Source organism: Paenibacillus sp. SRL342, assembly GCF_984798905.1.
In genome coordinates, this window is the sequence record NZ_OZ481790.1 from 2203515 (window position 1) to 2217037 (window position 13523).

The 13523-nt window shown below is 45.0% G+C and carries 10 protein-coding genes; 7 read left to right on the forward strand and 3 right to left on the reverse strand.

The window, feature by feature from the left end; all coding sequences use genetic code 11:
• Positions 1-2451 carry a flavocytochrome c gene (locus AC4E8D_RS10200; protein ID WP_339307727.1) on the forward strand — a complete coding sequence of 817 codons (2451 nt, stop codon included), beginning with the start codon at positions 1-3 and terminating at the stop codon, positions 2449-2451.
• Positions 2452-2567: 116 nt separating this feature from the next.
• On the opposite strand, the gene pdxR is transcribed toward AC4E8D_RS10200, so the two are convergent.
• Complete coding sequence (gene pdxR / locus AC4E8D_RS10205) at positions 2568-3983, reverse strand: MocR-like pyridoxine biosynthesis transcription factor PdxR (protein WP_339307729.1); 1416 nt, start codon at positions 3981-3983, stop codon at positions 2568-2570.
• Positions 3984-4135: 152 nt separating this feature from the next.
• On the opposite strand from pdxR, the gene AC4E8D_RS10210 reads away from it, so the two are divergent.
• From AC4E8D_RS10210 to AC4E8D_RS10235, 6 genes are all read left to right on the forward strand, one after another.
• Entirely contained in the window at positions 4136-5185 is a 1050-nt protein-coding gene (locus AC4E8D_RS10210; RefSeq protein WP_339307731.1) for an LLM class oxidoreductase, read from the forward strand.
• A 450-nt stretch (positions 5186-5635) separates the two neighbouring features.
• On the forward strand, positions 5636-6445 hold the full coding sequence (locus tag AC4E8D_RS10215; protein WP_339307733.1) for an alpha/beta hydrolase: 810 nt from the start codon (positions 5636-5638) through the stop codon (positions 6443-6445).
• Positions 6446-6489: 44 nt separating this feature from the next.
• Positions 6490-7011, forward strand: a complete 522-nt coding sequence (locus tag AC4E8D_RS10220; RefSeq protein WP_076209078.1) for a MarR family winged helix-turn-helix transcriptional regulator — start codon at positions 6490-6492, stop codon at positions 7009-7011.
• A 113-nt stretch (positions 7012-7124) separates the two neighbouring features.
• Positions 7125-8474, forward strand: coding sequence for an FAD-binding oxidoreductase (locus tag AC4E8D_RS10225; RefSeq protein WP_221823217.1), 1350 nt, complete (start codon positions 7125-7127; stop codon positions 8472-8474).
• 183 nt (positions 8475-8657) lie between these two features.
• Complete coding sequence (locus tag AC4E8D_RS10230) at positions 8658-11348, forward strand: winged helix-turn-helix domain-containing protein (RefSeq protein WP_221823219.1); 2691 nt, start codon at positions 8658-8660, stop codon at positions 11346-11348.
• A 93-nt stretch (positions 11349-11441) separates the two neighbouring features.
• Positions 11442-12362 carry an NAD(P)-dependent alcohol dehydrogenase gene (locus tag AC4E8D_RS10235; RefSeq protein WP_221823221.1) on the forward strand — a complete coding sequence of 307 codons (921 nt, stop codon included), beginning with the start codon at positions 11442-11444 and terminating at the stop codon, positions 12360-12362.
• 108 nt (positions 12363-12470) lie between these two features.
• Here AC4E8D_RS10235 and AC4E8D_RS10240 read toward each other — a convergent pair whose 3' ends face one another.
• Entirely contained in the window at positions 12471-12767 is a 297-nt protein-coding gene (locus AC4E8D_RS10240; RefSeq protein WP_221823222.1) for a putative quinol monooxygenase, read from the reverse strand.
• A gap of 97 nt (positions 12768-12864) precedes the next feature.
• On the reverse strand, positions 12865-13515 hold the full coding sequence (locus tag AC4E8D_RS10245; RefSeq protein ID WP_076209073.1) for a nitroreductase family protein: 651 nt from the start codon (positions 13513-13515) through the stop codon (positions 12865-12867).
• Between the last annotated feature and the right edge of the window lie 8 nt (positions 13516-13523).

Consider the following 13523-nt stretch of genomic DNA (forward strand, 5'->3'; position numbering starts at 1 on the left):
ATGAAAATCATAGCGATCGTTGGCACAAATGCAAAGAAATCGTATAATCGCAAGCTGCTTCAGTTCATGCAAAAGCATTTTGAGTCCAGAGCAGCCATTGAAATTCTCGATATTACAGATGTTCCGATGTTTAATCAGTCCGATAACCATACAAACAGTGAAATTATACAATCGTTTAATGAAAAAATTATAGCAAGTGATGGTGTCATTATTGCGACTCCAGAATATAACCATTCCATCCCTTCATCCCTTAAAAGCCTGCTGGAATGGTTGAGCTTTGAAATCCATCCGCTGGCTGGCAAACCCGTGATGATCATAGGTGCGTCCCAGGGAACACAAGGTTCCTCGCGTGCACAGTTGCATCTTCGTCAAATCCTGGATGCACCGGGTGTTGAAGCCAATGTGATGCCAGGGTATGAGTTTTTACTTGGAACTGCACATAAAGCATTTGACGAATCAGGTGACCTGAACAATGAAGGAACGATTGATTTCCTGGAAACATGTTTCCTGCGATTCCTTCGGTTTGCCAAAATTTCAAATCAGCTCAACGAAGAAGAGGAGTTTACCTACAAACCCGGTGTGTATGAGATCAATGCCATAGGTCACAGTGGCAATCTTCCGATGAAGGTATCCTTTAGTGAAAATAGAATTGAAAGCATCGATATCGATTCGAAGGGTGAAACCGAAGGCATCGCCGATGTTGTTTTTGTAAGAATTCCGAATAAAATCATTGAGGGACAGACGCTGAATGTAGATGCTCTCTCAGGTGCTTCTGAAACCAGTAATGCTGTCATCAATGGTGTAGCCAAAGCGGTTAAGCTTGCCGGAGTGAATCCTGACATCCTGAAAAGACGTCCAAAACCTGCTAGCAGCCAGATGAAAGATGACGAAGAATACACTTGCGATGTGGTCGTTGTAGGTGGAGGTGGCGCAGGACTCAGTGCTGCTGCTACAGCTTTACAACAAGGAGCAAGTGCGATTGTACTTGAGAAATATCCGGCTGTTGGGGGAAACACGATCCGTTCAGGTGGTCCTGTCAATGCTGCAGATCCTGTATGGCAACAACAGTTCACTGAGAATCCAGGGGAAAGACAGACAATTGAGAATTTATTGAGTACGGATGAGAGCCTGGTCCACCCGGAATATATCGATGATTTCCATGCACTCAAAGAAGAGTTTACTGCGTATCAGGAAAAGTTCGGCACAGAAAAGGCTTATTTATTCGACTCGCCACTTCTTCACAGAATGCAAACGTATTTTGGGGGCAAACGAACGGATCTGAATGGAAACACGATCTATGGACAATACGATCTGGTCAAAGTACTTACAGACCGTGCCTTGGAAAGTGTAACGTGGCTTGAGGATATCGGGGTTGAATATGATAAGAGTATCGTATTTGCTCCAGTGGGTGCTCTTTGGCGCCGCGGCCATAAACCTGTCAAAAGTTATGGCTCTGCCTTTATCATTGCACTTAGCAAATATGTAGAAGAGCATTCAGGAAAAATGATTACAGATAGCCCAGTCAAACAATTGATCATCGAAGATGGAAAAATAACAGGTGTTATCGCAACAGGTGTTAATGGTCAGAAAATCACCATTCATGCCAAAGCCGTTGTGCTTGCCAGCGGCGGTTTTGGTGCAAATACACAGATGCTCAAGGAATATAACACGTACTGGAGCCATATTGACGATGATATCAAAACAACAAATTCCTATGCGATGACTGGTGATGGAATATCGCTAGGTAAGAGTGCAGGAGCAGCGCTGACAGGCATGGGCTTCACTCAAATGATGCCTGTAGCTGACCCGGATACGGGCGAGCTGTTCAGTGGATTGCAAGTACCTCCTGAAAACTTTGTCATTGTTAATAAAAAGGGAGAACGATTTGTTAATGAATTCTCTGGACGAGATGTCTTAACAAAAGCGGCTATCGAGCAGGGAAGTTTATTTTACCTGATTGCGGATGATGAGATCAAGAAAACCGCAGCGAACACAAGCCAGGAAAAGATAGACCTTCAAGTCGAAGCAGGTACCTTGTTCAGAGCCGATACGTTAGAAGAGCTGGCCGTGAAAATCAATATGGAACCTGAAGTTCTTAGAAATACGATTGATAAGTATAACTCATATGTGGATGCGGGGTTTGATCCGGAGTTCCATAAGGATACGTTTAGCTTAAAAGTTGAGAAGTCTCCATTCTATGCTACGCCTAGAAAACCGGCGGTTCACCATACCATGGGCGGAATCAAGATCGATACCCACACTCGCGTATTGGATGAAAACGGTCAGCCAATTGCACATCTGTATGCCGCTGGGGAAGTTGCAGGAGGTATACATGCAGGCAACCGTTTAGGCGGTAATGCCTTGACGGATATCTTTACTTTTGGACGAATCGCTGGTAAGACTGCTGTTGATGAAATGAATGATGTAGAGAACATCAAAAAAGAAATGTAGATCACTCCAGATTCCATATGTAAAGAACCCGCTTAACACAAGGATTTTCAAGTGTTTTGCGGGTTCTTTCTAGGTGAAAATGGTTTGGTTGTGTGGTCGTAGTCACACGAATGTTCTCAGACCCCAAACCAAGCCCGGTGAAGGGCATATACGCCTTCTGTAATATCCTCAATACTCAATCCACCAAAACCAATCTGAACCATGGATTGCTCCGCTTGAGCTGGTTGCACCCAAAAGGGGGATACCGGGTAGACCTGAACACCTTCTTTCTCAGCAGTAGCAATCAGCTTGTGTTCATCCATTCCGTTATGTACTCGCAACAAAATATGAAGTCCTGCATCCTCACCAATGATGGTAACTTGAGCACCCATCATCTTTTGAAGCATTGAGATGAGTGTGAGTTGCTTCTGTCGATATACCTTCCTCATCTTGCGAATGTGGGCTTCCCAATGCCCATTACTCATAAACAGTTCTAAGGTGTTCTGCTGAAAATGAGAGACCGTTTGATCATATAATCGGTAGTCTTGTTTACGGTGTAGCTCTAACATGGTCTGTGGTAGAACCATATACGCAATACGTAATGAAGGCAGAAGGCACTTTGAAAATGTCCCCAGGTAAACGGTTCGCTGTTGAGTATCCAGGCTTTGCAGGGAAGGTATCGGTTTGCCGACATATCTGAACTCACTATCATAATCGTCCTCAATAATGATCCCATTCTGGTCTGTTGCCCATTTCAGTAATTGCATTCTCTTGGCGAGCGGCATGACCATTCCATAGGGGAACTGATGTGACGGTGTAATGTAGACGATGCGGGAATTGCTTTCGTATAACTTGCGGATATGAAGCCCATCGACTTCCAGCGGAATAGGGTGAATGTTTAGACCTTTATGTTGAAAAACCGTCCGAACACCGTCATATCCCGGGTCTTCCATCGCGATCCCATGACTAACGTCACCTATTAATCCAGATAACACACCGAGCAAGTACTGAACACCAGCTCCAATTATAATTTGATCAGGTGAACAATTTACTCCCCTAGAGCTGTGCAGGTAATTTGCAATTTCCGATCGCAACCCCGGTTCTCCGAGCGGATCACCATAAGAAAACAACTTCATTTGGTTCTGGAGCAAGCTCTGATTGGATAACTTGCGCCAAGTGGCAAATGGAAAATGCTCAGCATCTACGTCACCATAACGAAAATTGTATCGAATCTCGGGGCTATCCTGAATAATGTTTTCCAACCAATTTGTACTCACTACGTGGGATAGGGGCAATGCTTCCAGCTTTAAATCCATGATGTATAAGCCACTCCTTGGCCTGCTCTGGACATAACCCTCAGCCAATAATTGTTGATACGCCATATCCACTGTATTACGGCTAATGTGGAGGTGGCTGGACAGTGAGCGAATAGAGGGAAGTCGAGTATGGGCTGGTAACTTTCCGTTCAAAATATCTTTCTTAATATAGTGATAAAGCTGAGCGTATAACGGATCTCCAGACTCTCTGTTCAACAATAATGTCAAATCAATCATGTTAATCCTCCTCGTTGCCAGAACTGACCCTGTTATTTTGTTGAGAGTTGTCACTACTTATGGGGTCAATCGATTGTTACAATTATATCAGTTCCAGTCGAATTAAAAAGATATCAGTCTACTGGATTACTATTGTTGTAGGAGGAGAAGGAATGAACAAACCTATAGATGTTATGGAACGAATAGAAAATCCGTCAACACAAGCGTTACACAACTTCAATCAACACCCTGGTTTCCGCCGCATGTTTGCCCCGGACCAGTTGACAATCGGGCTGTTTTTACCACTTAAATTTTATAAAGGTCATATGGATGTTCTAAAAGGTCAAGCTGACCTCGTGGAAATCATTGATCAACGAAATTTTGCAGCCGTATGGGTGCGAGATGTTCCTTTATTTGATCCTGCCTTTGGAGATGCTGGACAAGTATTTGATCCATTTATCTATCTTGCCTATCTTGCTGCAAGAACCCAAAACGTCTCCCTGGTAACAGGAAGCGCGATCTTCACGCTTCGCCATCCGATTGATTTAGCCAAGGCAGCTGCATCCATTGATGTACTTTCGGGCGGACGACTTGTGCTAGGGATTGCTTCCGGCGACCGACCTGCTGAGTTTCCGGCTTATGGGATAGATGGGGAGCATCGTGATGTGCGATTCCGGGAGACTGTGGAGTTTTTTCGTGAGCTTATACAGGATAGAACTGGCGCAATTCAATCTTCTCTTGGTCAATTGAAAGGGCTTGAATTGCTCCCGAAGCCCGTTGCTGATGGCATTCCGCTCGTTGTGACGGGCTCAAGCAGGCAGTCTTTAGATTGGATTGCAGAGCACAGTGATGGTTGGCTCACTTATCCCGAAGCAACGGCAAACGAATCCGGTCCTCAAATGCTTGGTCATAAGATTAATGCTTGGCGTGAAAAAATACCTGGTGGCATGTTCAAGCCGCATATGACGAACGAATGGATTGATCTTGTCGAAGATCCCAATTATCCTCGAACACCGCTTCGTGGCGGGTACATATTGCGGACAGGACGAGCAGGTCTGATTCAGCTATTGGAGGAATGGAGAGCAGTTGGCGTCAATCATGCTGCACTCGGTATTCATTTTTCGAGTCGACCTCCTGCTGAGGTGATTCAGGAGTTGGCAGAGGAAGTATTGCCACTCTTTCCCACGCATGTGGGTCCGAAGCCGTTGTTTACAGGGTGGTAGAACATGAAATTGGTGCCTGATGACACAGATAGCTTTTCTCCGCATTTCTATTAACGATCTGGAGAGTATCGATCCGCTGACAGCGATGAGGTCAGGAGTTCGATACTCTAGATACCATAAAGGAAAAAGACGTCATCATGTAACATATGATGGCGTTTTTTTGCCTCTATGTAAACGCTTTAATTAAATATAGACAAGGGATGCCGTCGGTGATAATATTGTTTCTATAAGAAACAATATTGTTCTTATGGAATACAATATGTTTCTTTATCTATTCCCGATTTGAAGCTTTTGATCTTGCAAGTAACAAGAGAAAAAGACCAAAAAAAGTCGTCCTCCACATTCTATTGGGTATTATGAGCACCTCATTCTTAAGTATACGAATAACGCCCTGTGCTAAAGAATTTAATTGTTTGGTGCTTGAGCGTAACGAGAGGATCGGGAAATATTATGAGTATAATTGAAACAACAATCGAATCTTTTGACGGTACTCGGCTATATTCTAGTAAGAATTTAGTTAGTGATGCAAAAGCCGCTGTCGTTATTGTTCACGGACTAGCTGAGCATGCAGGGCGCTACGATTATGTGACGGAACAACTAAATAAACGTGGTTTTAGCGTGTATCGCTTCGATCATCGTGGTCATGCCAGATCCGAGGGACAGCGTACGTTCTATAAAGAATTTGATCATCTTATTGAAGATGTTCATGTCATTGTGGAGGCGGCATTGCAAGAGAGTGGCGATCTTCCGCTGTTTGTGATCGGGCATAGTATGGGCGGTTTTGCAACCTCGTCCTTTGGAACGAAATATCCAGGCAAGGTCAGAGGCATCGTACTATCCGGAGCCCTCACTCGTTACAATACAAAAGTTGCCGGAGAACTGCCAATGGATCTTCCTGCAGGCACGTATTTCCCTAATGAGCTGGGCAGCGGCGTATGCAGTGATCCCGCAGTTGTATCCGCTTACGCGAATGACCCGCTGGTTGAAAAGCAGATCTCTGTAGATTTATTTAATAGTCTGGGAAATGGCGTAGCATGGCTGAAGGAGAACCCGAAGCAGTTTACAGATCCCGTGCTTGTACTGCATGGAGCAAATGATGGACTGGTCAGCGAAAAGGATTCCCGTGACTTTTACGGCGATATCGCTTCCACGGATAAAACACTCAAAATTTATGCTCATCTGATGCATGAAATATTTAATGAACCGACTCGTGATGATGTTATTGAAGAAGCAATTACATGGATTGAAAAACGAATCTGATTTCAGTAGAGTAAGAGAGAATCTGAATATGAAAGGGATTACGCATGAAATTAGATTGGATGGGCGACCATCGGGAACTGATTGAGAAAATTATCAAATACGGTAATGCGTACTCGAACACGTACAAGTTGCAACGAAGTTATGGTACAGACATGATGTTCTCGGCTTCACAGATTCAGACGCTGGAATACATTCTGGAAGCCGAGGACAAGGAAGAGAAGATGTCGGAAATGGCCGCACGCCTGGGCGTAAGCCGCAGTACATTTTCCAAGAACGTGAAGAATCTGACGGAAAAAGGCCTGCTCGAAAAATTTCATTTAAGCGGTAACCGCAAAGACATATACGTCAAACCTTCGCCGAAAGGTCGCGAGGTATATGCGAAGTATACCGAATTTGTAAGGGAGCTTTGCTTTGATGAGATTTTCAAGTATGCAGATCAGATTTCAGAAGCGGATAAGCAGAACTTTGTTCGCATCATGGATCTGTTTGCCGACGTGCTCGTCTGGTATGGTGAAAAAGAACAGGAAGCGCGCAAGTTAATCAGAATTGATTCCTCTGAAACATGAACCTTGAAAATTAAGGGCACCAGCCCATTCCCTCCGCGAATGTCCGTCATACAGTATAAAGTGCTTGATGCAGCAGAGGCTGTAGGACGATTATTCAGCAGGGAGTGGGATGTGTGAAATCATCAACAAAGCTTACCGGACGGGTTATTTATAAAGGAGATCCGGGATACGAAGCGGCGCGCAAGAACTGGGACCCGCATACCGACAAATATCCTAAAGTTTTTGTTTTTGCCCAACGGACGAAAGATGTATCCAACGCTATCCGATGGGCTCGTGAAAATAATGTACCGATCAGGCCGCGGAGTGGAAGACATGCGCTTGAGGTTAATCTTTCACAGGTTAACGGCGGAATTGTCATTGATGTAAGTGATCTGAATTCCATCAAACTTGATAAAAAAAATGGAACCGTTGTTGTGGGTACGGGTAACCGAGTAGGGAGAATTGCGAATACCCTTGCCAAGCAAGGTTTCATAGCTCCTTTTGGTGACAGCCCTACTGTAGGGATCGGTGGAATTACGTTAGGTGGGGGAATTGGGCCTCTCCAGCGTACGATTGGACTCATCAGTGATAACCTGCTTGAGGTAGAGATGGTGGACGCCAAAGGAAAAGTTATCCGGGCCAATAAAAATCGTAATGCGGATCTCTTTTGGGCCTCGCGGGGAGGCGGCGGCGGTAACTTCGGAGTGTACACCCGTTACAAATTCAAAGTGCGCCGGGCTCCAGCGAAGGCGACTGTATTTAAAATCACCTGGCCATGGGCTCAATTCGAGAAGGTGCTCAAAGTATGGCAGAGGTGGGCTCCCTCTGTGGATACAAGACTGGGCAGCGAGTTGTCCATCGGACCGAAAAAGGGTGGCAATGTCGTCATGGAGGGGCTGTTCCTAGGGTCAAAAACAGAGGCACTCCGTCTATTGGAGCCGATTACGAGTGTTGGCACACCGACAAGTTCCATTGTTCGTTTGTTACCTTACACGGAAGTTGTGAAGTTCTTATTACAACCTGATCCGACCGAGACTCAACGGTATAGTAACCAGTTCTCGTCCGGTTTTGGACGAAAACCATTCCCCGACAAAGCCATTAAATCGATGCGATCATTCTTGGAGAACCTGGAAGAGGGACCAGGCGGATTCTATTTCCTCAACTGGGGCGGAGCGGTAAGTCGCAAATCACCTAGATCTACCGCATTCTTCTGGCGCAAAGAGAAGTTCTATGTGGAATGGACCAGTACGTGGCTCAAACCATCCCATGCCGCCAAAAATATCGCACTCGCTCGTAATACTCGCAAGAAATTGCAACCATACATTGTGGGTTCCTATATCAACGTTCCAGACCAAGGGATCAAAAATTCCGGTCCAGTGTACTATGGAGCCAACTATGCCAGACTGCGGAGAGTCAAAGCCAAGTATGACCCGAAAAATGTGTTTAACAATCCGCAAAGCATTACTCCTGCTCGGATAGTGTAAGGTAGAGCCATTCATTTTTACTAGCAGCTAGTGTTAATCAGAAGTTAAATTCATCTATGTATTACTAATAATAAAGACACGTCTTTTATGGCGTGTCTTATTGATTTTTATGGTAGTATAGATGCCAAAACGATATATGAAATGATACAGTTGCTGTTCGACCCTTGAATGGAGGTATGGCTCATGTATGCACCGATCTTATCTACGAAATTAACCATTCCAGTTCAGCGCTCCCATGTAGTGGATCGTCCCCGCCTGTATGTCCGTTTCGGCGAGGGGATGCACGCTAAACTCATACTGGTCTCTGCTCCTGCAGGATCAGGAAAAACACTACTAGTCAATCAATGGGTTAAGTTTTCTTCAATAGATACAGCTTGGCTTTCGCTGGAAGAAGCGGATAACGATCCTTCACGTTTTTTGACATATCTATGTGCTTCGTTACAGACGATTTTCCCCAAGCTTGCTGAAGGAATCATGGGATTAGTTCAATCTTCCGAGCCTCCACCGATCGAGATCATTATTACATACCTTCTTAATGAAGTTTCTGAAATAACCGATCATTTTGTACTTGTTCTGGATGATTATCATCTCATGACTTCAGAAGTGATCCATCAATCGCTTGCCTACTTACTGAGGCACATGCCCCCGCATATGCATATCGTCATGACTACGCGTCAGCAACCCAAGTTACCTTTGGCTCGACTGCGGGCAAAGGGGGAATTGATTGAAATACGTGGTAGTGATCTGCGTTTTACTTCTGCCGAATGCAGTGAGTTTTTGGATCGGGTCATGGGATTGAAACTTTCAGAGGAACATGCTGCTCTCCTTGAAAAACGAACAGAAGGCTGGGTTGCCGGGTTGCAGTTAGCGGCCTTATCCATGCAGGGTTCTTCTGATCCAAATCACTTTATGGAAACGTTCAGTGGCAGAGACCCATTTGTACTGGACTATATAATGGAAGAAATATTACAAGGGCTAACCGAACAAGTACAGAACTTTTTGTTGAAAACGTGCATGTTGGATCGATTATGCGGTTCATTGTGTGATGCGATCTTGGATATAGATGAACCCAAGGAACATGAATCCGTTGATTTTACTGGACAGGACATGTTGGAGTGGCTGGAGCAAGCCAATCTATTCATCGTTCCCTTGGACAATGAGAGGCGATGGTATCGTTACCATCATCTGTTTGCAGATTTATTGCGTAAAAGAGTACACCAGAATTCAAATTATGCCGGCACAGCGGAGACCGATCTGTCTATTACTGAGATACATAAGCGAGCGAGTATCTGGTATGAGAAGCATCAAATGGAGCTGGAGGCTTTCAATCATGCTGTAGCTGCGGCAGATACTCATCGGGCATCGGATCTGTTGGAAGGTAAAGGTATGCCACTTCTTTTTCGCGGGGGTGCTGTTCCTGCCTTGCAATGGTTGAGGTCTCTATCCTCAGCAGAAATGGATTCAATACCTTCCCTATGGGTGATGCATGCGGCTGCGTTATTAGTGTCAGGATATATGATAGACGTCGAACCCAAATTGCAGTCTGCTGAACAAGTGTTACAAAATACCGAACCTGAAAAGGCCAATTCTGATCTCATCGGACATATCGCTTCCATCCGAGCCACGCTGGCTGTCAGCCGGCACGATGCGGATGCGATTATTACGGAGTCACTTCGAGCACTCAAATATTTGCATCCTCATAATCTGCCCATTCGTGCAGCAACAGCTTGGACATTAGGATATGCATACCAGCTTCAGGGAAAACGTGTGGAAGCCGAATTGTCCTACGAGGAATCATTAGCGAATAGTACCAGGATCGGACATCATATTATCACGATGATGGCGACACTGGGCGTGGGGAATATGCAGGAATCCAACAATCAGCTACACCTGGCGGCTGAAGCCTATCAGCAGGTGGTCCATATGGCAGGTAAGCCACCGCTACCCATTGCATGTGAAGCCCATTTGGGTCTGGCGCGAGTTCATTATGAATGGAATAACCTTGATGTGGCGATGTTGCACGCCCAACAGAGTGTGCAGTTGGCACATCAATTTGTCCAAACGGACAGGGTTGTTGCAAGTGAGTTATGGCTCGCCCGAGTGACGCTTGCGAAGGCGGATCTTCATCAAGCCGCTATCATGTTAGATAGAATCAACGAAACGGCCCAACAGTTAAATTTTACAAAGGCGATCCCTGATATTACTGCTGCATACGTTCTTGTGCTCCTTCGTCAGGGTGATCTGAAAAAGGCAATACGATTATCATGGGACAGAAATCATGCGCTTAGTCAGGCCAGAGTATTGCTGAAGCAGGGGAACACCTTGGAGGCACTTGGTATGATGGAATCCTGTCTTCGCTTGGCCATAACCAAAGGCTTCAAGGATGAACAGCTCAAGGCAACAATCCTTCTGGCGGTTATCCATGAGGAACATGGAAATAGAACACAAGCTATCGAGCTCCTGACTGAGGCCATGATGATGGCAGAGCCAGCTGGCTTCATTCGAATATTTGTAGACGAAGGTGTTGTTGTGCACAGTCTTTTGAAGAGTATGAGAGCACGCGGTGACTCACATTTATATCTGCTTCAATTACTGGCTGCATTTGATGAAGGTGAGGATAACAGAGTAGAAATGATTTCGGAAGAGACAGATGTATATCCGTACGTTTCTGAACTGCGAATTGATCCGTTAAGTGTGAGAGAGCTCGAAGTATTACATCTCATTGCGCAGGGAAGATCCAATCGGGAGATTAGTGAGATACTTCATATTGCACTGCCTACCGTGAAAGGACATAACCGGATTATTTTTGACAAAATGCAGGTGAAGCGACGAACCGAAGCCGTAGCAAAAGCACGTGAATGGAAACTCCTGTAACGGATGCATCTTTGAAACAATACTTTAGTATCTAGGGGCCGAACCCACTTCCCGATATACTCATGGCAAACAGGAACATGTGGGGGGAAAGATATGAGAGCTATCATATGTACAAAGTATGGATCACCAGATGTGTTGCAGCTTAAAGACATAGCGAAGCCATCACCCAAGGATCATGAGATTCAGATTAAAATACATGCAACAACCGTAACATCGGGGGACTGTAGAGTTCGCGGTTTTAATAGCCCATTCCTGTACTGGATACCCATGCGTCTGTTTTTGGGAATCCGAAAACCCCGAAATTCGATTCTGGGTGTAGAGTTAGCAGGCGAAGTTACGGCGATCGGCAAGGAAGTGAAGCGATTTAAATTAGGTGATCAGGTATATGCACTAAATGGAATGCGTTTCGGTGCCCATGCTCAGTATATATGTCTATCTGAAGAGGATCCCGTCACTTTGAAACCGGTTAATGCAACGTATGAGGAAGCAGCAGCTGTTCCGTTCGGTGGAACTACGGCCTTATATTTTCTGCTCAAAGGAAACATTAAACGGGGAATGAAAGTGCTCATCTATGGAGCTTCGGGAGCCGTAGGAACTGCTGCTGTACAGCTTGCAAAGTATTTTGGAGCAGAAGTGACAGGGGTATGCAGTACAACGAATGTGGAATTCGCGAAGTCACTTGGTGCCGAGCATGTTATCGATTATATGAAGGAAGACTTTACAAAAACAAGTCAGCGGTATGATCTGATATTGGATGCAGTTGGCAAAGTCTCGAAAGGTCAGTGTCGGCACCTATTGGCACCTAACGGCACATATGTCACTGTTGATGGGCAAGGCATCGCAAGGGTTACTGCGAAGGATCTGATACTTCTTAAAGAGTTGATGGAGGCTGGTAAGATGCAAGCGGTGATTGACAGACGTTATGCTTTGGAGCAAATTCAGGAAGCTTATCGCTATGTGGAAACAGGGCGAAAGAGGGGAAATGTCGTGATTACGGTCAAACATGAGAACTAATTGGCAGTGTGTCGAACTTACTTTTCAAAGGAATGAAAAAGCCACCCTCGGTCATATGACCAAGAGCGGCTTCTTTACATGCCAATTCGCATATCAGCCATTCAGCTATTATGCTTTAACTTGTTCTCCAGCAAATACTTCAACGTTCATTGGAGCGGCCATAAATGCTGCTGCTTGTTGAACAAAAGCTTGGAAATGTGCGCTTGTGTTGTGGGAAGCTGTAGCAGCTTCATCTTTCCACAGCTCGATCATCGTGTATTGTTGTTCGCGTTCTGTGCTTTTTGCCAAATCGTAGCTGATGTTACCTTCTTCTTGACGTGTTGCAGCAATCAGTTCTTTCGCAGATGCGAGGAATGCTTGCTCTTGGTCCGGTTTAATTTGCAGATGAGCGTGAATGATAATCATAATGTATAACCTCCATATGGTGTTTGTTTGGAATGTGTTAAGAATATATGCTTATTGACCCATTTAATCGAGACTTACAGGGAAACCGTCCCTGATATTATGCCCAAGTTGTGATGGTTTCTACAGGCAGACGGTAGGAAGGGTGACCTTCTTTGGCCGATTTACCGATCGAGATCAACATAACGGGTTGATAACGCTCTTTGTCCATGCCAAATGCTTCTGCAATCTGGTCTTTCTCATAACCACCAATTGGGTTGGTGTCATAACCATGAGCACGAGCAGCAAGCATCAATTGCATGGAAGCAAGGCCAGCATCGATCAGGTTAACGTCGCGAAGATCGGAAGCAGCCATCTTTTCGTAATAAGGCATTACAGTTTTGAGCTGCATATCCTTAATGTCTTGTGGCATGTAACCAAGTTCTACAGCTTTACCAAAAATCTCATCCATGTATTCAACGTTGTTCATATCAATAAATACGCCAATAACAGCGGCAGAAGTCAACACTTGATTTTGATTAAATCTCGCAAGTGGAGCAAGCTTTTCTTTACCTTCAGCCGTATCAACAACCAGAAAACGCCAAGGCTGCAAATTGATCGAAGATGGTGCACGGGAAGCTTCGGACAGAATTTCTGTCATCTCTTCACGGCTGATCTTCACTTCAGGATCGTAAAGTTTAACAGAACGGCGACCGTAGGTAATTTCGTTAAAATCATTGGTTTTCTGGAATTTGCTTTGAATTGTACTCATGCATGGAT